Below are 20696 nucleotides of genomic sequence, written 5' to 3'. Positions count from 1 at the left end.
CGACATGACCGATACTTCTTTGCGGACCTCGTGGACCGACACAGTCGGGCGCGGTGGAACGCCCGATGCGGCCGCGCTGCGCGACCATTTGCGCGCGGTCCACCGGGCAAATCCCGGCTTCACGGAATCCTGCGCCGGGCAGTGCCGTGACGCGGAGGGACGGACGACCTACGAATGGCTCGCCCAGGCGGTTACGCCCCAGCGCCATCGCAGCGTGCTCGATCTGGCGTGCGGGTCCGGCGCGCTGCTGGCGATCCTGAACGCGCGGCTGCCCTCAGGGGCGCGACTTTTGGGTGTGGACATGTCGCCTGACGAACTGGCACTGGCCCGCGCCCGGCTCCCCGAGGGTCGGGCCGATCTCATCGAGGGGCGGGCACAGCATCTTGATCATCTTGGGGACGGGTCGGTCGACGCAGTGCTTTGCCATTGGGCGCTGACCCTGATGGACCCGGTGGCAGCCGTGCTGGACGAGATCGCGCGCGTCTTGGCACCCGGCGGGCGCTTTGCCGCGCTTGTCGACGGCCCGCTGGATGCCGCACCGGGCTACCGGGCCGTTCACGACCTGATCTACGGCCACGTCCAGGCCGCGCTTCCCGCCTATGGCCGCATCGAACTTGGCGACCCCCGCGTGCGCAGCGCGGACGACCTTGTAGACCTGGCCCGCACAGCCTTCCCATTTGGGAAAATAAACATTGAGACCAACGTTGTCCGACTGCGGGGATCTGCAGAATTCGTGGCGCGCGAAGCTGCGGGCTTTTTCTACGCGGCATTCATCCTGACCGATGATGCCCGGGACGCGATGCTGGGCGATCTTGCCGCTTTGCTCTCCGACTGGGACATCGGCGGCGAGACGACCTTCGCCATGCCCGTCAACAGACTTTGTGTCGACCTGCCAGATATCCGCCCCCTAGCGTGATGCGACCGGACATAGACACCGCAAACGGTCTCTCGCCAGATGATGACCGCCTGGTGCCCTTCAGCCGTTTCCCAAATGTCGGATCGGCTTTGCGATCCCCGACAGCATTCGGTCACAACGCCATGTTGCAGCCGAATAGCGGCCTTTGCGCTTATGGATTATCGCAGGAAGTCTAGCACTTCTTGTAAAACCGCAGCGGCTTTCTCAAGCTGGGGCATGTGGCCCGCGCCAGATATCATTGTGAATTCTGCTTCGGGCATAAGCCTGTGCAGAGCTCTGCCTCTTTCGAGCGGTATCCATGGATCGTCTTCTCCCCAGATAATCTTCACAGGACAACGGACCTCTCCAAAGTGAGATTCAATCTCGGCGGTGTATTTCTCATCTGCTTGGGCGAACTGTCGATAAAAGCTTGGCCTACCGTCCTTTGTAAGCCATGGCGCAACCAAAGGGCCGAGATCGCCTTCGGGTATGTCGTTGGCCAGAGCGCCTTGGATGTATGCGGTGACGAGCGCCTTGTGAATATGTTGCGGCAACCCCTGAAACGCTTCGACATGCTGGCCCATGTGGTCGAAGAACTCTGATCCCCAGGGACGCATCGCCACCACGTTTATCAGCACATACTTCTCGAATTCGCATTCATGCAGCAGATGCGCCCTCAGCGTTGTCGCTCCGCCGAAATCGTGGGCAACAACGCGCGGCTTCGACAAGCCCCAATGCGCCATCATCTCGGTGAATACTTCACCTTGGACATCGAGAGAGGTGCGTTGGTGGCTGGATTTTTCCGACCTGCCGTAGCCCGGCATATCGTACCAATGGACGGTGAAGGATTTCGCTAGCTTTGGGATGACGCGATGCCAAGAAAACGAAGACCAAGGCCAACCATGGGCCAGCACCAGATCAGGGCCTTGACCTGCGAAACCGGCTGCAACCGAACCTGCTACGGTCTCATAGGTTTCTTCGAGGTTCCATCGGTCCATTCTAACCTTCGATATAGCTGACATCAGATATTCTAACTGTGAAGCATTCCCGACAGCCGTCACTCGTGCCTATCGCACGGACGTCCGTTTTGTCACCCAACCCAGCTTTTACGTCTGCCTCTCAAAGCTACCAAGACTGAAGGACCGCTTCGGCAAAGATGCGCTTCAGCATGGATTACCTTGGCAGGCGATCGTGTTAGATCTTTTAATCGAGTGGTTCGAGTCGGACCTTTTGGCCTTGCTCCCTTTCTCTCAAACAGAACTTCGTGCTTCGGAGCCCTCGTGTAAGGAAGGGCCCCAGCACTCATTCGTTTATCGGATCATTCAAGCGTTGCAGCGTCTGCCGACGCTTTGCCTAATCCGACATACTCTCCGTTCTTCTTGGTTCGCTCGGACCATTACCGGTGGCAGTTGGCTTGCTCAAAATCCCATCGGCAACTCCCGCAACGCCGTTTTCCAAGCTGATCCCGAGCTCTTTGCCCAGAGCCTGCATCGCCGGCATCTGCAGCGCCATTCCAAGGACGGAATCGAGCGCCTGATTGACGGGTGTTCCTGTGCCGACACCTGACCCGTCCGAACCACTTCCGCGACCCATCCCGGTAACTTGATGGATCTTGATCGAGTCGATTTTTTCGGCCGGCCGGACCATTTCTGCGATGATCGACGGCATGGCTTCCAGACTGGCCAGCCTTATTTTCATCGCGATGATCTCTGCGCTCAATTCGTTCTCGGAGTTCGCGATCGCCGTCTGTCCTTCCGCCGTCGCCAGCAAATCGGCCTTCTTGGCATCGGCCCTCACGATCATCGCGTTTGCATCTGCTTGCGCTTCTTCCAATTTGGCTGCCGCACGATCGCTTGCTGCGTCTTTTTCGGCAGCGGCCGCCAGTCGAATCCCTGTTGCCTGACGCTCGGCTTCCTTCTCCGCTTCGATGAGAGAGATCCGCTTGAGGCGCTCCGCCTCTGCCACGGCTCTGGCGGTCTCGATCGCTTCCGACGCCTTTTTGGCATCGGCTCGGGCGTTGTCGGCCGACGCGCGGGCCTGGCTCTCTTCTTCCGATTTGCGGGCCACGATGATCTGCCGCTCCTGATCGGCGACTTCCAGTTCGCGTTCCTTGGCGATTTCGGCTTCTCGGATCGTCCGCTCCCGCTCGATTTCCGAGGCTCGCACGGCGCGTTCACGTTCGATCCGCGCCTGATCTTTCGCCTGGTCAGAGGCTTCCTGATTGCGTGCGATCTCGGCTTCCTGCATCGCCTGAAGGGTCTGGATCTCCTGAATCTGTCGGATCGAAGCCTCTTTTTGCTCACGGTCGATCTGATACTTCAGCTTTTCGGCTTCCATTTCGGACCGGGCGACCGAGACATCGGCCTCTGCCGTGATTTCAGCGCGCTGTTTGCGCGACGTCGCGATTACGGCGGCCAATTTCTGCATGCCGACCGCGTTAAAGGCGTTGTTCTCGTCGAGCGACTCGAACGGGGTCTGATCCAGAGCGGTCAGCGACACGGCCTCCAGTTCCAGTCCGTTTTTCAGCAGGTCTTCGGAGATGGCGTTCTGCACCTCCTGGACGAAGCTCGCCCGATTTTCATGCAGTTCGTCCATCGTCATCTGGGCGGCAACGGCACGCAGACCATCGATGAGCTTGCCCTCGATCATCTCGCGCAGCTGGTCGACGTCGAACGTTCGGTCGCCCAGAGTCTGAGCGGCCCGCGAGATACCGTCTTCGGTGGCATTGACCGAGACGTAGAATTCCACGCCGACGTCGACGCGCATCCGGTCTTTCGTGATGAGCGATTGTTCGTTCACCCGCGCGACTTCGAGGCGAAGCGTCTTCATGTTGACCTTGGCAATCTCGTGCAAGAACGGGACCACGATCGTGCCGCCATCCATGATGACCCGTTTGCCGCCAGACCCGGTTTTGACCAGGCTCGTCTCGCGTGTCGCACGTTTATAGAGCCGAGCCATGATCAGGCCGACGAAGACCAGCAGGCCGACGATGATGCCGGCGATGGTCAGAATGTTTATGAGCTCCATGGAATTATCCTTGTGACGTGATGTGGAAGGCTGCGCGCGCGCGGCCCGTTAAATGACGAAAAACTTATCTCCACGCTTTCGGATAAGCGTGACGTCGCTGCCTTGTGGGAAGACGCCATCGTCTTCCAACGGCTCTACCCGCAGGTAGTGGATGTTGCGGTGTCGATCCTTGATCTTGACCTCGGCCGGTTGGCCCCTTCGGGCGGTCCCTTGGGTGATCGTTCCCCGATGGCCGCCAAGGAAACGCGTGCGCATGGCGCTCGTCTCTGTCTTTGGCATGATAAGCGCGACCCAATTCGCGATCACTCGTGTAACGGCCAGAGCGGGGATCGCGGCGATGATCACCGCAAGCACTGTATACAGCGGCGCGCCGATGGTCGTCATGGCCAGCAGTTGGATTAACAGGCCAAACAGGCCGAACATCGTTAAAAACGACACCAGCCAGATAAGGACCGGTACGTCGCGCGCGCCGATCCACGTCAAGATGTCAGACGGCGCAGCGGACATGTCATTGGGCACGTCTGCCGATGTCACGCCCCCCGGATCGACGTCAGCCGTCAGGTCGAAATCTGCATCGACATCTATATCCGGACTTTCCCCCCCGAGCCCCAGAAGAGTGCCACCCAGCACCAGTCCAACGACTTCCAGGAAGAACAGGCCCAGAACAACCGTCAGCGCAATCGAGAACGGTACAGCTTCGGGGATCAAAAACAGGTCGAGCATCGTATCTCCTTCCAATTTCATATAGTACGGATGGAGTAATTTTTTAGTTATATATGTGCAAAATTTTTGGCGAAGGCAAAAATAGTTGTAATTCTGTACCGTCGAAACTAGGTAGCCATCAAGGTTGGCGGAAATACGACCAAGGATGCTTCATGCCGAACTTCATCGAGCGCCGACGTCTAGCTCGCATGCTCGACCGCACTGCCGAACAGGTAGCGGATACGCCAACGCCCGAGAAAGGCTGGATTTCAGCCATGCGGACCGCCCTTGGAATGTCGGCGGAGCAGGTCGCCATCCGCAAGGGTGTTAGTCGCAACGCGGTCTATCAGGCGGAGCGGAGCGAGCAAGACGGGGGCGTGTCGCTGAACCAGATGGACAAAATTGCTGCAGCGATGGGTGCAAGGTTCATTTATGCCATCGTGCCCAACGCGCCGATCGAGCAGTTGAAGTATCAGCAAGCACTCCTCCGCGCGCGATCCATGGCGGCCGATCAACCGGAATTCGCGTCATGGTCGATGGACGACCAGCAGGATTGGATCGATGATACCGCCGCCCAGCAGCTTCATGACATGCCGCCCGACTTCTGGGACAACCGTTGAAATTTCGCGGACCGGTCTTTGCATCGATCAAGCGACGCCGGCTTCTCGATCTCAGCCGACGAGCGGTGGAAAAACTCTGAGCTGTTCGACAGCTGAAATCGGACGATCCGGTTGCTTGTACGCGTATCCGCAGTGTGCGGTGGAAGATCCGAAGCGACATTTGAATGCACGAAGTGTTGGTCGTCGAAGACAACGTCCTGACTGCGCTGGACCCGGAGATGGCACCGGAGGAAGCGGGCCATCTCGTCCGCGACCACTGTGGCCGAAGCCATAACGTTTGCAAAAATGGCATGCGCCGGATGTCATGGGTGTGGATAAGCGCCTGGCAGGCGGTTCCCGCGGTCCGGACGCCGTGGAGGAGGTGCTGTCGAAGGGCGAGGGCGAGGTTATATTCGCCGGCGGCAATCTTGATCGGGCAACCCGCGCGAGGCTTGAACGTTTCGATCCTCTCGCGAGCCCATCCTGCCATGTGAGGACACCAAAGAAGATCGCCGCCTCGATATTCATCCCGTTTTCCCGACCGGCGATTCACCTCGTTCTCAATCCCTCTGGGATTTGCTTTGGCTCCTACTTGCCGCCCAGTCGAAACCCATGACGACGTAACCCAAGCCAGCCTTCACATCTTTCATTCGGGCCATTCCTGGGTGCTGGGCAGCGCGGCCGTAGTCGCGCGACAAGGTCCATTGACACCTCATCGCAGCGTCTACAGGATCGGCTAAAGCAACAGGGGCATCCGGCATCCGCCGGGTTGAGACGTACCCTCTGAACCTGACCCGGCTCATACCGGCGGAGGAAGTTGCGCGTCGGCTGCCGGTTTTTCCCGTGCCGCATCGCGTCCTCCGCCCGAATATGGACAGACGCGAATGAACGACCCCTCCCGGCATCTGGACGCGATGCGCACGGCGACCCCGCTTGTCCAGAACATCACGAATTACGTCGCCATGAACGTGATGGCCAACGTCATGCTGGCCGCTGGCGCGTCGCCCGCGATGGTTCATGCGCGCGGAGAGGTGGCGGAGTTCGCGGGTCTCGCCGCCGCGCTTACCATCAATATCGGAACGCTCGACGCCGAGTGGGCGGAGTGTATGGCACTGGCGGCCAGGGCGGCGGTGGAACGTGACATTCCCTGGGTTCTCGATCCCGTGGCGGTCGGCGCGACCGCGATGCGCCGGGATGTCGGCGCGCGCCTTTTGGACCTGTCGCCCACGGTCATACGCGGCAACGCGTCGGAGATCCTGGCCCTATCGGGTGCGGTCGCGCGCGGGCGCGGGGCAGATGCGGCCGATGAAGTCGCGATGGCGCAAAGGGCGGCTCGTGACCTGGCGCGGGCCTCCGGGGCCGTCGTCGCGGTTACCGGTCCGGTGGATTTCGTGACGGACGGGGCGCGGACTGCGCATATATCGAACGGCGATCCGATAATGCCGCGCATCACTGCTCTGGGATGTTCGCTGACCGGCGTGGTCGGTGCTTTCGCAGCGGCCACCCCTGCCTTCGAGGGCACCATTGCGGCCCTTGCTTACTACGGTGTCGCGGGGGAGATTGCCGGGCGGACGGCGTCCGGTCCGGGCAGTTTTCAGCCGGCTTTCCTCGACGCGCTTTATGCGATGACCGGGGCCGAGTTGGACGCGATGACGCGGGTCGCGCTGACATGATACCGCGCCTGTGTTTCATCACCGATGCGACGGCGGCGCTTTCCATCGTCGATCAGGCCGAAGCGGCGGTGCGGGGCGGTGCCGGGTGGGTGCAGCTGCGCCACAAGACGCTGGACGACGTCGCCTTCACCGCTCTCGCGCGCGAATTGACCGAACGGATCGTGCCCCTCGGCGCACGTCTGATCGTCAACGACCGGGTGGAGGTTGCGCCAACCGTCGGGGCGCACGGCCTGCATGTCGGTCAAACCGACGGCGATCCACGCGCCATCCGGGCGCGGATCGGCCCCGACGCGGTGCTTGGCCTGTCGGTGGAACACCACGCGCAGATTGCCGCAATTCCACCGGGCTGCGTCGATTACCTGGGCGTCGGGCCGGTGCGTGCGACCCGTTCGAAAGCGGATCATGCGACACCGTTGGGGTTCGATCAGCTTGCCCGCATCGTGCGGGATACGGATCTGCCGTGCATCGCCATCGGCGGGTTGACCGCCGTCGACGCTCCCGCCCTTCGCACGGCGGGATGCGCCGGGATGGCCGTCGTCTCGGCCGTGTCCCGTGCGTCCGATCCCGAAGCGGCGGCGCGCGCGATCGTCGACCAATGGAGTAGGGCATGATCCCCAACATCCTTTCGATCGCGGGCTCCGATCCTTCCGGTGGTGCGGGCATACAGGCGGATATCAAGGCAATTTCCGCCAACGTTGGCTATGCGATGGCCGCGATCACCGCGTTGACGGCGCAGAACACCCGCGGTGTGCGTGCCGTTCAGATCGTGCCGCCTGACATAATCGCAGACCAAATCGCCGCCATCCGGGACGACATTCGCATCGACGCGGTCAAGATCGGGATGCTGGGCGATGTTGCCACCATCAATGTCGTCGCCAGGGCGTTGGACGGCATCGCGGCCCCGATTGTGCTGGACCCCGTGATGGTCGCCAAAGGGGGCGACCGATTGCTGGCGCGTGACGCCGTCGCCGCCTTGCGGGACATTTTGGTGCCGAAAGCCACGATCCTGACGCCCAATCTGCCCGAGGCGGCGGATCTGCTGGACGAAGACGAAGTCGTCGATCCCCGGCAGATGCGTGATCAGGGGGCACGCCTGCTGGCTATGGGGGCCACGGCTGTCCTGCTGAAGGGCGGGCACCTTGCCGGGCCGGCGATCGACTTGTTGATCGCACGGGATGGGGTGACGGAACTGGCCGCGCCGCGCATCGACACAGGCAACACCCATGGCACGGGATGCTCGCTTTCCTCCGCGCTCGCCACCCTGATCGGCGCAGGTCACTCGCCGCAGGACGCTGCGCGCGGTGCCAAGGCATTCGTCACCGCCGCCATCCGCGCGTCCGGCGACCTGTCGGTCGGCCACGGCCACGGCCCCATCCATCATTTCCACGCCCGTCATACGGAGAACCTCGAATGACTCTACCTCTGGATCATCAAACCGTCCTCGTCACCGGCGGCTGTCGGGGGCTCGGGGCCGCAATCGCGCGCGCCTTTGGACGCGAAGGCGCGCGCGTCGCGATCAACTATCGCCGCAGCCGCGACATGGCCGAGACGCTGGCCGCCGAGATCGGCCCGAATGCCGTCGCGTTCGAAGCCGACATACGCGACGCCGACGCCGTCCGCGCCATGGCCGGTGCCATCACCGAAACGCTCGGTCCGATCACCACAGTCGTGCACAACGCGCTGGCCGACTATTCCTTCAACGGCGACGAGCGCGATACCTTGGCGACCCTGGACGGCGCGGCCATCGCCCATCAGGTCGAAACGGCGGCCATCGGCGCGCTCAACGTGCTGCGCGTCACGACGGACACGATGGCCGCCGACGGGTTCGGTCGGGTGGTGACGATCGGCTCCAACCTTGTGCAGAATCCGGTCGTTCCCTATCACGACTACACCGCGGCCAAATCTGCGCTTCTGGCCCTGACCCGAACGGCGGCCGCCGAACTGGGGCCGAAGGGCATCACCGTCAATATGGTGTCGGGCGGACTTCTGCGTGTGACGGATGCGAGTGCGGCCACCCCGGATGCGGTGTTCGACATGATCGCGCAAAATACACCGTTGCGGCAGGTCACGACGCCCGAAGACCTTGCCGATGCCGTCCTTTTCTTCGCCAGCCCCTGGGCCCGTGCCGTGACGGGGCAAAACCTCATCGTCGATGGCGGTCTCGTTTTCGGCTGAACCGGAATACGCAGATCATGGCGAAGGCCGAGTGCCAGAGACGTACTGCGTCGAGCAGTAAGCCGACGCCCAAAACCCTAAGCCGTCGGCATCGACGCCGGTGATGCAAATCGCAATCGAAGGCATGGTAGCCCACCGGCCTCTCGAATTTTGGCAAAACTGCATTGCGGCAGCGGGAAGCGCGTTCAACTGTCGACCCAATGTGCTTGCGTGCTTCGGCCGATCCCAAGGACTGGAGTTGACCTGCCGCGACCGCGGCCAGTATTGTCTCCGCAAGACGACACGCGCCGGGCAAGGAGGGCGAGTATGAAGACGATCACTCTCGAACTCTTCCGCGGTCCCCGCTTCGGGGTCGCCGCCCCCTGATGGAAACGGGCGATCACCGCCGTCTCCGTCAGATTGCACGCCACGATCGCGTCCTTCGATCCTGGCTTCGTCTCATCCCTTAGCAGGACGCGGATATTCGTCCGGGATACGTTTCATGCCTCATACTCCGACCCGCGGCGCGTTCGCTCGCGTCCTTTCTTTCGCGGCGACGCGGTGGGCCCGGCGGCCCGGCCGTTTGGCGGCGATTGTCGCGCTTCAACTTCTTTCGACCGGCGCAGACGTTTCGATCCCTGTCCTGACTGGTCAGCTTGTCGCCGCTGTGGCCGACGGCACGTCCCCCTGGCTGGCCTTCTGGGGTCTGCTCATCCTTGGTGTGCTATCCATCGTCACCAAGATCGCCAGTTATTTCGCCATCATCGACCTCACGATCCCGACGATGCAGGAGGTCGAGGCCGAGGCTTTCGCCCGTGTCCAGCGCCTGCCGGCAAGCTGGCATGCGAACGCGTTCGCAGGCTCCACCGTGCGCAAAATCACGCGGGGGGCCTGGGCCCTCGACGACATGGGCGACCTTCTTATGCTTGCACTCGGGCCCTCCGTGCTTGTGCTGATCGGGACGATCGCGACGCTCACTGCGTTCCGTCTCGAGGTGGGACTGGTCGCTCTGTTCGGGGCCATCGTTTTCGTGACACTCTCGCTTCTCCTGACGCTCCGGTGGGTCGCTCCGGCAGCGCGCCTGGCCAATGCGCAGGACAGCCGTGTTTCCGGCGCGCTGGCCGATGCCATCACGTCGAACGCCGTCGTAAAGGCCCATGCCGCCGAAGCGCGCGAGGATAGACGGCTGACACGTGTGCTCGGCAAATGGGCGCACCGCAGCCGGCGCGTCTGGCGGCGCGGAACGTGGTCCGGCCTCGTTCAGGATACAAGCCTCTGGCTGCTGCGCGCGCTGGTCCTTGGGGGTGCACTCCTGGCCTTTGCGCGGGGGGCCGCCGGCGCAGGAGAGATCGCGTTCACCGTGTCCGCCTTGGGCATGCTGGATGGCTACCTTCGTCAGATCGGCAACCATGTGCGCAATCTGCAGAAAGCCGTGAACGACGCCGAGGAGATGGTCGAACTGATGGAGGATGCGGCCGAGATGGACGTGGCCCGCCCCCCGGCGCGCAGCCTGCCGCCCCGCGCCGCCGCGCTTTCCTTCGATCACGTAACCTATGGCTACGAAGGCGCAGAAACGCCGCTTTTCACCGATCTGCATGTCGCCATTCCGGCCGGGCAAAAGGTGGGGCTGGTCGGGCGCTCGGGATCTGGGAAAACTACGTTCGTCAAGCTGATCCAACGCCTGCACGAAGTGACCGAAGGGGCGATCACGCTGGACGGCGTCGACATCGCGTCGGTCCCTTTGGCAGAATTACGTGCCCATATCGCGCTGGTTCCGCAGGAGCCGATCCTCTTCCACCGGTCGCTGGCCGAAAATATGGCCTATGCCAAACCCGGCGCGACGATGTCGGAAATCCGCGCCGCGGCCGACAAGGCCGGGGCCGCGGAGTTCATCGACCGGCTGGCAAAAGGCTACGGCACGGCGGTGGGCGAGCGTGGGGTGAAGCTTTCGGGTGGTGAACGCCAACGGGTCGCCATCGCAAGGGCGTTCCTGTCCGATGCCCCCGTCCTGGTGATGGACGAGGCGACCTCGTCCCTGGATAGCGAGGCGGAGGCGCGCGTCGCGCAGGCGGCCGAGCGGCTGATGGAGGGGCGCACGACCCTGGTGATCGCGCACCGCTTGGCAACCGTGGAGCGCATGGACCGGATCCTGGTCTTCGACCGGGGTCGGATCGTCGAGGACGGCACGCCGGCCGAGCTGATGACGATGCACGGCGGGCTCTATCGCGCGCTGAGGGAGAAGCAGATGCTGGTGGCATAACGCACGTCGGGCATCGGGCGCGCTGTTCAGGCAATCGGTGAAAATCACGCGAAGGTATCACGTCCTGCAAGTCTTGAGGCCGCGCCAGAACCAGATGCCCCGATCGCGCGATATAAGGATGGTTTGGTGGCGTGGATCGTGATGTCGCTTTGCACTAACGGGGAAGGCCCATGGCTGATCCAGCTCTGAACTTCGGCCTCCTTCATGTTGTAATCGCTTACATAAGCGTTTCTTCGGCGGACGATCCGGCCCGCGTCTGTGGCAGGTATCAAGGTATCTCGGTCGACGGGAACGAACGCTGCTTCATCGCCTTCAATCGCGCATGACGATACGACGCCGCATGTCTTCTGCCCGTCGGCTGCGCAGGGACGGCGCGATCACGGCGGCTGCCGCGCGGTGCGGGGTGGATATTGCCGCCCCTTGGCGCTGCTCTAAATCGAAAGCCAAGAAAACAACGGTGCAGCCGCGCCAAGTCGCAGACGGGAAGGGATGACTCGGTGGAACGTTCGTCCCTTGCCTGCGTGACGTGGAACCTGCACCGATCCGTCGGACGGGACGGGCATTTGAATGCCGCGCGAACCATGGCCGCCATCGCATCCACCATCGTGCCGACCGCGCCGGACATCCTGGCCTTGCAAGAGGCGGACTCGGACGATGCCCCGCACCAGGCTATTCTGAACATGGAAGAATTGGGTCGGATGACCGGCCTGCAATCGGTTCACGATGGCGACAATATGCGGTGGGGCCCGCAAAGCGGCGGTTTTCTGGGCAATATCCTTCTGCTGGATCCGGCGATGACCCTGCGCGACCGACGCATCTTGGAGTTGCCGGGCCGGTGTCCCCGCGCCGCCGTTCTGGCCGAAGTCGAGGTCGCGGGGCACCCCCTTCGCATCGTGTCATGCCACCTGTCGCTGGCACAGGCGCTGCGCGCGGTGCAACTGCGCACGGTGGGGCAAGTATTGGCGCGACGCGCGCCGATGCAGACGATCCTGTTGGGCGATCTGAACGAATGGCGGCCTTGGGGTGGGATTGCTCTGTCACGGCCCATGATGGGGATGGACCTGACCGGGCCGGTGCGGCGCACGTTTCCGGCCGGATGCCCCCTACTGCCGCTTGATCGGATCCTTACCGACAACGGGACCGACGTGTTCGATGCTCGGGCGCTGAATTCCGATGCGATCCACGCGGCATCCGACCACCGGCCCTTGGCGGCCCGGGTCGAATTGCGGGGACGGGCCGCATGAACTGGGTCAGATACATCAACACCCGACACGCCGGTCCGGCGGCTTGGCTGGCTGCGGTCGCGGCGATGCTCGTGCCCGGCGTGATCGGACTGGCGCTGGCCATGTCCGCACCCGGCGCGGCGATCTCTCTGGCCGTATTCGTCGTGGGTGCGGCGATCGCGGTGGCGGGAATGGCGGCGGGGTATCCGCATGTTCGACCGGGTGGATGCAACATCGTCACCCTGATCCGCCTGGCGCTGACGGCGGGTCTGGCCGCAGCGCTCTGGCCGCCGGGGCCTGTGCCCGCGCAGACGGCATGGTCGCTGTTGGCGCTTGCCGCTTTGGCCCTGACGTTGGACGGCGTCGATGGCTGGCTGGCGCGGCGCGCGGGCCTGACCTCGGCCTTCGGCGCGCGCTTCGATATGGAGGTGGACGCCCTGCTGGCCGCGGTGTTGGCGGGCATCCTGCTGGTCCAGGGTCGCGCCGGGCCCGAAATCCTGATCCTGGGGGGCCTGCGCTATGCCTTCGTCGCAGCGACGCTGATCTGGCCTTGGCTCGGCGCGACATTGCCGGACAGCTTGCGGCGCAAGGCCGTCTGCGTCGTCCAGATCGGGGTGTTGACGGCTCTGCTGGCACCTGTCGTGTCGGACGGTCTCGGGCGCGGTTTGGCGCTGGTGGCGACGCTGGCCTTGGTCTGGTCGTTCGCGGTCGACGTCTGCTGGTTGGCGCGGCGGCGATGACGCATATGCTGCGCCTTGCAGTTCCCGCCATCGTGATCGGGCTGTTGCTCTGGGCCTTCGGGTCAGGCGACATCGGCACACGGCTGACGCGGGCCGATCCGCTGTGGGTCGGCGTCGCGCTCGCCTGTCTCTGGGGTCAGACGATTCTGATGGCGCTGCGCTGGCGATTGGTGGCGCGGTGCCTGGGCCTGCGGTTCGGCGCGGGCTGGGCAATCCGGGAATATCTGACCGGGCAGGTCGTGAACCTAACACTGCCGGGCGGTGTGCTGGGCGATGCGAGCCGTGCGGTCCGGTCGCGCGACGGGACAGGGTGGAAGCCGGCGGCGCAGGCCGTGGTGATCGAGCGGGTGGCGGGTCAGGTGGGTCTGCTGGTGGTGGGTCTGGCCGGTGCGGTCTGGGGCTTGGCCGCCCCCGGCGCGTTTGACTGGCCGCCGGGCCTGCTTCGCGGTCTGATCTTCGCCGTGCTGTTAGGGATTGGGCTGGCCGCCGGCATCTTCGCCGCGGCGCGTCGGGGCCGGATCGCGGATCTGCTGCGCCGCTGCCTGCCAACGCGCCGCATCGCGGGGGCGCAGGTCGCGCTGTCGCTGGGGGCCGCACTGCTTAACGTCGCGGCGTTCGCTGCCTGCGCGCGGGCGACTGGCACGGCCTTGGGTCCGCAAGCCACGCTGTTGCTGGTGCCGCTGATCCTGACGGCAATGTTGATCCCACTGTCGGTGGCCGGCTGGGGCTGGCGCGAGGGGGCGGCTGCGTTGCTGTTTCCTATCGCGGGGGCGACCGCGCAGGCGGGTATCGCGGCGGGCATCGTGTTCGGCGCGGCGATGATGCTGTCGGTTCTGCCGGTGCTGATCTTCTGGGTCTGGCCCGTGTCGGAACGTACGGGATGACGCGCGCCGGGGTCTGGATCATGGCCGCGGCGGGTATCCTGCTGCTGCACGCTATCCTGGTCATGCCGTCGCATCCTGCGGGGCTGAGCCTTGCGCGGCTGGCGCGCCCCACGTGGGAACTTCCGATGATCCTGCTGGCGCTGACGTTGCTGCCGGGCCGCTGGCTGCGCGGCACCTTGGTGGCGGTGGCGACCGTTCTGATGGTGCTGCGCGCCGCCGATCTGGGCACGTATCAGGCGTTCAGCCGCCCGTTCAATCCGCTGCTCGACCTGCATCTGCTGACCTCCGGCTGGTCGCTTCTGGCGTCGAGCATCGGGCGCGGGCAGGCGGCGGCGGCGGTGGGGGCGGTCGTGCTGGCCGTGACAGGGGTGGCCTGGGTGCTGTGGTTGTGCCTGACGCGATTGCGCGGCGTGCCCACGGTCGCGCGGGCGGGCCTGGCGGGGGGCGCGCTGGCGCTGGCGGGCGCGGCAAGCGTGGTGCCGGGCTGGGCCCCGTTGGCGGTGACGCCGGTGGTGGCGGCGCAGGTCACGCGGATGGCAACGGGCGTCAACGATCTGGCCGCGTTCACCGAAGACCTGCGTGCGGCGTCGGAGCAGGCCCCGACCTTCGCTGCCTTGCAGGGACGCGATGTGATCCTGGCTTTCGTCGAATCCTACGGTCGATCGTTTCTGGAGGATCCGGAATTCGCCCTCACCGCCCTGCCGCGTCTGGCGGCGGTGGAGGATCGGCTGGCGGCAGCGGGATGGTCGACCCGCAGCGGCTGGTTGGCGGCACCGACGCGTGGCGGGCAAAGCTGGCTCAGCCACGGAACACTGATGTCGGGTCTGTGGGTGGACAACCAGGTCCGCTACGATCGGCTGATGACCTCGCAGCGCACCTCCCTGAACCGGCTGTTCGGCGCGGCCGGGTGGACGGTGGGGGCGGCCATGCCGGCGATCACCCTCGATTGGCCCGAAGCCGCCTGGTACGGGTACGACATCACGCTGGACGCCGCGAGATTGGGCTATCGCGGCCAGCCGTTCGAATGGGTGACGATGCCGGACCAGTACACCTGGACCGTGCTGGACCGGGTGCTGCGGGGGCCGGGCGACGACATGGTCGAAGTCGCGCTCATCACGTCCCACGCGCCGTGGACGCCCCTCCCGGAGATCCTGCCGTGGGACGATATCGGCGACGGATCGGTCTTCGACGGCACCCGCCGGGCGGGCGACACCCCCCGCGTCGTCTGGTCGGACCCCGATACGATCCGGGCGCAATACGCCCTTTCGCTGGACTACGCGCTGGAGGTGATGGGGCAATACGTGGCGCGCGACGGCGACGGCGCGCTGTTCATCGTACTGGGCGATCATCAACCCGCGCCGCTGTTGACGGGGCAGGGCGCTTCGCCCGACGTGCCGATCCACATCATTTCAGACGACCCCAGGCTGCTGAACCGTCTGCCAGAGGCGCTTTTCACCCGTGGCATGGTGCCCGACCCCGCCCGCGCGACATTGCCGATGCAGGACCTGCGCGTCATGCTGACGACGATCTACGAGACACCGCTGACTGACAGGAGCGTCCCATGAAATTGCTTCCCCTCGCCGCCGCAATGGCGCTTGCCCCGACATTGTCCCCCGCGCAGGATCTGGTCACCCGCACCCGCGTGGGCCTGCCGGATGCGCCCAACGTCCTGACGTTCCGGCTGACGTCCTATGACCTTTATTCCAGCGACCCGGCCACGCGGGAAGGGTTCGAGGCGCTGTTCTCCGATTTCATCCGGGCGCGCCCCGCCTGGCGGATTGAGACGCAGCTGCAAACCGGCAACATCGGGCAGGAACAGGCCCGGATGCTGCAACAGGCGCAGGCCGGGCGCGGCCCCGATTGCGCGATGGTCGACAGCAGCCAGTTGGCCACGTTCCGCGACGCGGACGTGCTGCGCCCGATGAACGCGGTCTTCTCCGACGCGGAGGTGGCGGACTTGTTCCCCTATGTGCGCGACGCCGTGGTGAACGAGGCGGGCGACGTGCTGGCCTGGTGGTGGTTCACCGACCTGCGCGTCCTCTACCGCGACACCTCCGTCGTGCCCGATGCCCCCCAGACTTGGGAGGAGGCGCGCGCCGCAGGCCTGACGGCGGTGGAGGCCGGGCGCGAGGGGCTGCTCTTCAACGGCGGCAGGTGGGAGGGGACGGCCTTTGACTGGCTGGCGAACTTCTGGGCGCAAGGCGGCACACTGGTGAACGCGGAGGGCGCGCCGGTGTTCGATCAAGGCGACAACCGCGAGAAATTCCTCGCCGCCGTCGCCTATGTGCAGGATCTGGTCGACAGCGGCGCATCGCCTGAGCGGGTGACGTCGATCACCGATTACGACGCATTCAACGCGGCGGCGGCCGCAGGCACGGCGTCGATGTTCGTGGGTGGCAACTGGCAGTATGGGCAGCTGCGCACGACACTCGCCCCCGAGGATTTCGCCAACTGGGCCGTCTCCGAACTGCCGGGGCCGACCGTCGATCAGCGGGCTACGGGCACCGGCGGCTGGGCCATCGCGGCGATGACGGACGACCCCGCAAAGGCGGCGCTGTGTGGTCAGATCGCCAAGGAGATCTATGCCGGTCCGGGCAATGCACTCCAAGGTCTGCTGCCGACTTCCACCGCGCTCTACGATCAGTACGACGCCTACGACGGACCGGAGTTCGAGCTGTTCGCCCAAGCCCTGCAAAACGGCGTCGCGCGCCCCGGTGCCGCGATCTATCCGGAGATTTCCAACCAGATCCAGATCCTGCTGGGCGACGTTCTGTCGGGCGCGGCGACACCCGAAGCCGCCCTTGATGCCGCCGGGGATGCAGCGCGCGCGGCCTACGCCCGGCAGTGACGACACGCGGCCCCGCGCCCGCCGACGGGCGGCCGTTCCCGTGGCTGCTGCCGGCCATCGCGTTCACGGCGCTGTTCTATCTGGTGCCGGTCATCGACGTGGTCCGGTTGGCGTTCAGCGATGCAACGCTGGTGCGGGGCGCGTCCGGGTATTCGCTGGACGCGTTTCGCGCGGTGCTGGGCGATCCGGCCTTGCCGCAGGTTCTGGGCACGACGTTTGTGTTTACGGCCGTGAACGTGATCGCGCTGCAGGTTGCTGGGCTGGCCATCGCCCTGCTGATCGTGCGCGGGGAGGCGCGGGGGCTGCGTGGCATGGCGGCGTTTCGCACGTTGGTCCTGGCGGCCTGGGTCGTGCCGGGCATCGCCAACGGTCTGATTTGGCAGATGCTCTTCGACGAGGCACCTTATGGCACGCTGAACTCCATTTTGGGCGGGGTCGGGCTCGGTCCGGTGGCCTGGCTGTCGGACCCGCAGATGGCACTGGTCTCGGCGGTGATCGCGAACCTGTGGCAGGGGACGGCCTTTTCCATGATCGTCTTCTACGCCGCGCGCCGGGGCATCGACCCCACCCTTTACGAAGTGGCGCAGCTGGACGGCGCGCGCGCGTGGCGCAGCTTCCGCTCGATCACGCTACCTCTGCTTAGAACGGCCATCGCGGTGAACACGGTGCTTGTGACGGTCCAGACGCTCAACACCTTCGACAGTATCCTGGCGCTGACCGGGGGCGGACCGGGGCGCGCGACAGAAGTGCTGGCGCTTTTCACGTTCAACACCGTGTTCTACAATTTTGATCTGGCGGGGGGCAGCGTTCTGGCGGTGCTGCTTTTCACGATCAGCGCAGCGCTTGCAGCATTGGTCCACGGCTGGCTGGGGCGGACATGAGCGCGCGGGTCGGCGATTTGGCGACCTATGCCGTGCTGGCCCTGCTGGCGGTGTTCTTTGCCACCCCATTTGTCTGGCTGCTCAGCCTGTCGCTGCGCACCCCGGCAGAGGTGTTTCGCGGGGCGGCGCGCCTGATCCCGCACGAGCCGACGTTGGGCAACTTCGCCTATATCCTCTCCGATCCTGCATTCCTGACCTACCTGTGGAACGGGCTGAAGCTCTCCGCGCTCGGCGGTGGCCTTGCGGTCGTGCTGGCGATCCCGGCGGCCTATGCGTGTTCGCGGTTGGATTTTCGCGGCAAGCAGGGGGTGTTGATCGGCATTCTGGCCGTGCAGATGATTTCACCGCTGGTGATCCTCGTCCCACTCTATCGCTGGATGGGCGCGCTGGAGCTGCTCAACCTCGATGCATCGGTGGTGGCGGTCTATGGCGCGCTTGGGATGCCGTTGGCGGTCTGGCTGCTCAAGGTGGCGTTCGATGCCATCCCGGCCGAGATCGAGGAGGTGGCCTTCGTCGATGGTGCGTCTCGGCTTCAGGTGCTGACCCGCATCACGTTGCCGCTCGCCAGGCCCGGTATCGCATCGGCGTTCATCCTTGCGATGGTGATGAACTGGTCGCAGTTTCTGGTGCCGTTCATTCTGCTGGAACGCGATGGCGACTGGCCGATTTCCGTTGCCATCTTCAACTTCGCCGGCTCCACCTCCGCCTCCACTACGCAACTTCTGGCCGCCGCCTGCCTGATCGCGGTGGTGCCAGCCGTGGCTGTTTTCGTGGCGCTGCAGCGGATGATCGTTTCGGCCCTGATCGCGGGTGCCGTGAAAGGCTGACGGGGGGCTCGTCACTCCATCCGCATCGCCTCGGTTTCGATGATCAGCGTCACCTCGTCGCCCACCAGACCATTCGCAACGCCGTAGTCCATGCCCCAATCGGAGCGGTTCAGGGTGCCGCGGACCGTCAGGCCCAGGGTGAAACGCTTGTGTCCGAAAGGATAGGCGTCCGCCTTGTTGAGCGTCACGTCCAGCGACAGGGGGCGGGTGTTTCCCAACAGCGTCAACGCCCCATCGACTGTACCGGTCGTGGCGTCCGTGGGTGCACCGTTTGTGGCGGTGAACACGATCTGCGGATGGGACCCCACGTCGAGGAAATCGCCGGAACGGACATGTTCGTCGCGCGCGTCATTGAGCGTTTCGATGCTGTCGGCGGTAACAGTGACGATCACATCGGACAGGGCCTGTGTGTCTGTGTCGTAGGTAAATCCACCCTCCACCTGGGCGAAAAGGCCCAGCGTCGCGGCATAGCCGACGTGGTCGACCAAGAAGGCGACGGTGGTATGAGCAGGGTCCAGTTCATACCGGGCCGGGTCCGCGACGACCGACGCGGGAACCAGGGCAAGTGCGAAGGCGAGCGTTTTCATGGGGAGGTCTCCGGGTTGGGGGTCACGAAGCTCAGTGTCCGGCGGGAGCGGACGCGGCGTCAAGTCCCGTCGCCGACCTCCGACTGGTCATGACGCCGGCAATTTATGCCAGCCCTTATAATTGATGGGGTCTTCCTGATTTTCAGTCTGGCTCGATGCAAATGCTTGCGCGCGAATGCTATTTTCGGTGTCGAACGGTTCCCGGTCCTGGAAAACACCGGTGCTGGATCCTCTATCGAAGCAACGGGCGGTCCCGCCGAATTTGCGCCACCGCCATCAAGAGGTCGCGACCTTCATACCAACGACAGTCAAGAGAGGGTCGGGGATCCGTGACGAGGACGGTCGGCCCTTTGCAGCGACGGCCTACCCCCGCATATCGGAAGCTGCCGGATCGCACGTCGCCGAAACTGCGAAGGCGAAGCGCACGATCCAGGTCCGGGGGGCGTCTAGATGTGCTTCGATGACGTCGCGTTCAGAATGGGACGGCGCCCCATTCGGTCCGGCGTCAGCCTACTTGAAACCCTGTCACCAACTGCCGCAAACCGACGGTTGCCCCAAGGATGATCGCCGCGGCCGCAAGCGGCGCGGAATAGGCCAGCACCGAAAAGGCCGACAATCCCTGTCCGACGCTGCAGCCCAAGGCAAGGACGGCACCGACCCCCATCAGCACCGCGCCCCCGATCTGGCGACGCAATTCGCGGGGGTCCTCGCAGGCTTCCCAGCGAAAGTGGCCGCGCAGAAGGCTGCCGGCGAAGGCCCCGATCAGGACGCCGCCCACCGATCCGATGCCGAACCCGATGGATGTGCCGCTGGCGGTCATCAGCCACAGCATCGTCCCGCCCAGCGGTGCCGCGAAGGTATGCGAGATGACCGAGGCCGGGGCGAACCCGGTCGTCGAGATATAGGTGGTGCCGACCCAGCCGGTCGCAATCGCAACAGCCACGGCCGCGCCCGCCGCGATCAACCGGCGCTGCCGCAGGAATTCCAGATTGGCGAGAGAGACCAGAAGGATGCCGACACCGGCCAAACCCCCGATCGCCACAGGCGACGCGCCGGTCATTGCGGAGAGCGTTTGGGCGATGCCCTGGCTTTCACCGACGTTTCCCAGCGGGAAAAGCGATAGGCGAAGGGCCGCGAACGGACCCGACATGACGGCAAAGGCGGAGAGTCCCATGACAAGGACAATCACGAAGGCGCGAAGGTCGCCGCCCCCCAGTCGGGCCAAGGCACCGAAGCCGCAGTTTCCCGCCATCGCCATGCCGTATCCGAACAACAGCCCCCCCACGATCACCGACAGCGGCGACCATGCCGTCGCCAGATAGACCGAGGCCGCAGGATCGGCGAGGTCAAGCGCCGCTGCGCCGTACGTCAGCAAGATCGACCCGCCGAGGGCCAC

Annotated in this window: 20 protein-coding genes and 1 riboswitch; of the genes, 15 read left to right on the top strand and 5 right to left on the bottom strand. The window is 64.6% G+C overall.

Annotated elements, in window-relative coordinates; all coding sequences use genetic code 11:
* Positions 1–4: 4 nt before the first annotated feature.
* Complete coding sequence (locus JDO7802_RS16330; RefSeq protein ID WP_055086982.1) at positions 5–916, top strand: class I SAM-dependent methyltransferase; 912 nt, start codon at positions 5–7, stop codon at positions 914–916.
* A 158-nt stretch (positions 917–1074) separates the two neighbouring features.
* On the opposite strand, the gene JDO7802_RS16325 is transcribed toward JDO7802_RS16330, so the two are convergent.
* The 3 genes from JDO7802_RS16325 to JDO7802_RS16315 form a co-directional block, all read right to left on the bottom strand.
* Positions 1075–1893 (bottom strand): alpha/beta fold hydrolase, encoded by an 819-nt coding sequence (locus tag JDO7802_RS16325; protein WP_055086981.1) that lies wholly within the window; start codon positions 1891–1893, stop codon positions 1075–1077.
* A 355-nt stretch (positions 1894–2248) separates the two neighbouring features.
* Positions 2249–3922, bottom strand: a complete 1674-nt coding sequence (locus tag JDO7802_RS16320) for a flotillin family protein (protein WP_055086980.1) — start codon at positions 3920–3922, stop codon at positions 2249–2251.
* A 48-nt stretch (positions 3923–3970) separates the two neighbouring features.
* On the bottom strand, positions 3971–4645 hold the full coding sequence (locus tag JDO7802_RS16315) for a YqiJ family protein (RefSeq protein WP_055086979.1): 675 nt from the start codon (positions 4643–4645) through the stop codon (positions 3971–3973).
* Positions 4646–4797: 152 nt separating this feature from the next.
* Here JDO7802_RS16315 and JDO7802_RS16310 point away from each other — a divergent pair, with 152 nt between their 5' ends.
* From JDO7802_RS16310 to JDO7802_RS16250, 14 genes are all read left to right on the top strand, one after another.
* Complete coding sequence (locus JDO7802_RS16310) at positions 4798–5244, top strand: helix-turn-helix domain-containing protein (protein ID WP_055086978.1); 447 nt, start codon at positions 4798–4800, stop codon at positions 5242–5244.
* A 304-nt stretch (positions 5245–5548) separates the two neighbouring features.
* Complete coding sequence (locus JDO7802_RS18060) at positions 5549–5839, top strand: hypothetical protein (protein WP_144430645.1); 291 nt, start codon at positions 5549–5551, stop codon at positions 5837–5839.
* 120 nt (positions 5840–5959) lie between these two features.
* A riboswitch (TPP riboswitch) is annotated at positions 5960–6056 on the top strand.
* A 51-nt stretch (positions 6057–6107) separates the two neighbouring features.
* Positions 6108–6896, top strand: a complete 789-nt coding sequence (gene thiM, locus JDO7802_RS16305; protein WP_055086977.1) for a hydroxyethylthiazole kinase — start codon at positions 6108–6110, stop codon at positions 6894–6896.
* A complete protein-coding gene (thiE, locus tag JDO7802_RS16300) occupies positions 6893–7507 on the top strand; it encodes a thiamine phosphate synthase (protein WP_055086976.1) in 615 nt (204 codons plus the stop codon). The genes thiM and thiE overlap by 4 nt, the downstream gene beginning before the upstream one ends.
* Positions 7504–8310, top strand: a complete 807-nt coding sequence (gene thiD, locus JDO7802_RS16295) for a bifunctional hydroxymethylpyrimidine kinase/phosphomethylpyrimidine kinase (protein ID WP_055086975.1) — start codon at positions 7504–7506, stop codon at positions 8308–8310. Before thiE ends, thiD begins: the two co-directional genes overlap by 4 nt.
* On the top strand, positions 8307–9071 hold the full coding sequence (locus JDO7802_RS16290; RefSeq protein WP_055086974.1) for a 3-oxoacyl-ACP reductase: 765 nt from the start codon (positions 8307–8309) through the stop codon (positions 9069–9071). Before thiD ends, JDO7802_RS16290 begins: the two co-directional genes overlap by 4 nt.
* Before the next feature lie 481 nt (positions 9072–9552).
* Entirely contained in the window at positions 9553–11310 is a 1758-nt protein-coding gene (locus tag JDO7802_RS16285) for an ABC transporter ATP-binding protein (RefSeq protein WP_055086973.1), read from the top strand.
* A 497-nt stretch (positions 11311–11807) separates the two neighbouring features.
* Positions 11808–12554 (top strand): endonuclease/exonuclease/phosphatase family protein, encoded by a 747-nt coding sequence (locus JDO7802_RS16280; RefSeq protein ID WP_055086972.1) that lies wholly within the window; start codon positions 11808–11810, stop codon positions 12552–12554.
* Positions 12551–13273 carry a CDP-alcohol phosphatidyltransferase family protein gene (locus tag JDO7802_RS16275; protein WP_083481204.1) on the top strand — a complete coding sequence of 241 codons (723 nt, stop codon included), beginning with the start codon at positions 12551–12553 and terminating at the stop codon, positions 13271–13273. The genes JDO7802_RS16280 and JDO7802_RS16275 overlap by 4 nt, the downstream gene beginning before the upstream one ends.
* Positions 13274–13278: 5 nt before the next feature.
* Positions 13279–14157, top strand: a complete 879-nt coding sequence (locus tag JDO7802_RS16270; RefSeq protein ID WP_187298162.1) for a lysylphosphatidylglycerol synthase transmembrane domain-containing protein — start codon at positions 13279–13281, stop codon at positions 14155–14157.
* Complete coding sequence (locus tag JDO7802_RS16265; protein ID WP_055086970.1) at positions 14154–15722, top strand: LTA synthase family protein; 1569 nt, start codon at positions 14154–14156, stop codon at positions 15720–15722. Before JDO7802_RS16270 ends, JDO7802_RS16265 begins: the two co-directional genes overlap by 4 nt.
* Positions 15719–17005, top strand: a complete 1287-nt coding sequence (locus tag JDO7802_RS16260; protein ID WP_055086969.1) for a type 2 periplasmic-binding domain-containing protein — start codon at positions 15719–15721, stop codon at positions 17003–17005. The genes JDO7802_RS16265 and JDO7802_RS16260 overlap by 4 nt, the downstream gene beginning before the upstream one ends.
* Positions 17002–17886: a carbohydrate ABC transporter permease gene (locus JDO7802_RS16255; protein WP_055086968.1), complete on the top strand. Its 885-nt coding sequence runs from the start codon at positions 17002–17004 to the stop codon at positions 17884–17886. The genes JDO7802_RS16260 and JDO7802_RS16255 overlap by 4 nt, the downstream gene beginning before the upstream one ends.
* Complete coding sequence (locus JDO7802_RS16250; RefSeq protein WP_055086967.1) at positions 17883–18713, top strand: carbohydrate ABC transporter permease; 831 nt, start codon at positions 17883–17885, stop codon at positions 18711–18713. Before JDO7802_RS16255 ends, JDO7802_RS16250 begins: the two co-directional genes overlap by 4 nt.
* A gap of 11 nt (positions 18714–18724) precedes the next feature.
* On the opposite strand, the gene JDO7802_RS16245 is transcribed toward JDO7802_RS16250, so the two are convergent.
* Positions 18725–19300, bottom strand: a complete 576-nt coding sequence (locus tag JDO7802_RS16245; protein WP_055086966.1) for a YceI family protein — start codon at positions 19298–19300, stop codon at positions 18725–18727.
* Positions 19301–19805: 505 nt separating this feature from the next.
* The coding region (locus tag JDO7802_RS16240) for a YeeE/YedE family protein (protein ID WP_055086965.1) at positions 19806–20696 on the bottom strand (891 nt) is incomplete at its 5' end.

Source organism: Jannaschia donghaensis, assembly GCF_001403795.1.
Taxonomy (GTDB): domain Bacteria; phylum Pseudomonadota; class Alphaproteobacteria; order Rhodobacterales; family Rhodobacteraceae; genus Jannaschia; species Jannaschia donghaensis.
The sequence above is the reverse complement of the archived record's forward strand: the minus strand, read 5'-3'. Positions and strand labels throughout refer to the sequence as shown.

What these genes read in the sequence shown, in the direction of transcription:
- JDO7802_RS16245 (WP_055086966.1), bottom strand. Translation starts at nt 19,300, where the DNA reads ATGAAAACGCTCGCCTTCGCACTTGCCCTGGTTCCCGCGTCGGTCGTC.
- JDO7802_RS16320 (WP_055086980.1), bottom strand. Translation starts at nt 3,922, where the DNA reads ATGGAGCTCATAAACATTCTGACCATCGCCGGCATCATCGTCGGCCTG.
- JDO7802_RS16265 (WP_055086970.1), top strand. Translation starts at nt 14,154, where the DNA reads ATGACGCGCGCCGGGGTCTGGATCATGGCCGCGGCGGGTATCCTGCTG.
- JDO7802_RS16330 (WP_055086982.1), top strand. Translation starts at nt 5, where the DNA reads ATGACCGATACTTCTTTGCGGACCTCGTGGACCGACACAGTCGGGCGC.
- JDO7802_RS16260 (WP_055086969.1), top strand. Translation starts at nt 15,719, where the DNA reads ATGAAATTGCTTCCCCTCGCCGCCGCAATGGCGCTTGCCCCGACATTG.
- JDO7802_RS16325 (WP_055086981.1), bottom strand. Translation starts at nt 1,893, where the DNA reads ATGGACCGATGGAACCTCGAAGAAACCTATGAGACCGTAGCAGGTTCG.
- JDO7802_RS16275 (WP_083481204.1), top strand. Translation starts at nt 12,551, where the DNA reads ATGAACTGGGTCAGATACATCAACACCCGACACGCCGGTCCGGCGGCT.
- thiM (WP_055086977.1), top strand. Translation starts at nt 6,108, where the DNA reads ATGAACGACCCCTCCCGGCATCTGGACGCGATGCGCACGGCGACCCCG.
- JDO7802_RS16250 (WP_055086967.1), top strand. Translation starts at nt 17,883, where the DNA reads ATGAGCGCGCGGGTCGGCGATTTGGCGACCTATGCCGTGCTGGCCCTG.
- JDO7802_RS16285 (WP_055086973.1), top strand. Translation starts at nt 9,553, where the DNA reads ATGCCTCATACTCCGACCCGCGGCGCGTTCGCTCGCGTCCTTTCTTTC.
- thiD (WP_055086975.1), top strand. Translation starts at nt 7,504, where the DNA reads ATGATCCCCAACATCCTTTCGATCGCGGGCTCCGATCCTTCCGGTGGT.
- JDO7802_RS16310 (WP_055086978.1), top strand. Translation starts at nt 4,798, where the DNA reads ATGCCGAACTTCATCGAGCGCCGACGTCTAGCTCGCATGCTCGACCGC.
- JDO7802_RS16270 (WP_187298162.1), top strand. Translation starts at nt 13,279, where the DNA reads ATGCTGCGCCTTGCAGTTCCCGCCATCGTGATCGGGCTGTTGCTCTGG.
- thiE (WP_055086976.1), top strand. Translation starts at nt 6,893, where the DNA reads ATGATACCGCGCCTGTGTTTCATCACCGATGCGACGGCGGCGCTTTCC.
- JDO7802_RS18060 (WP_144430645.1), top strand. Translation starts at nt 5,549, where the DNA reads ATGGGTGTGGATAAGCGCCTGGCAGGCGGTTCCCGCGGTCCGGACGCC.
- JDO7802_RS16315 (WP_055086979.1), bottom strand. Translation starts at nt 4,645, where the DNA reads ATGCTCGACCTGTTTTTGATCCCCGAAGCTGTACCGTTCTCGATTGCG.
- JDO7802_RS16290 (WP_055086974.1), top strand. Translation starts at nt 8,307, where the DNA reads ATGACTCTACCTCTGGATCATCAAACCGTCCTCGTCACCGGCGGCTGT.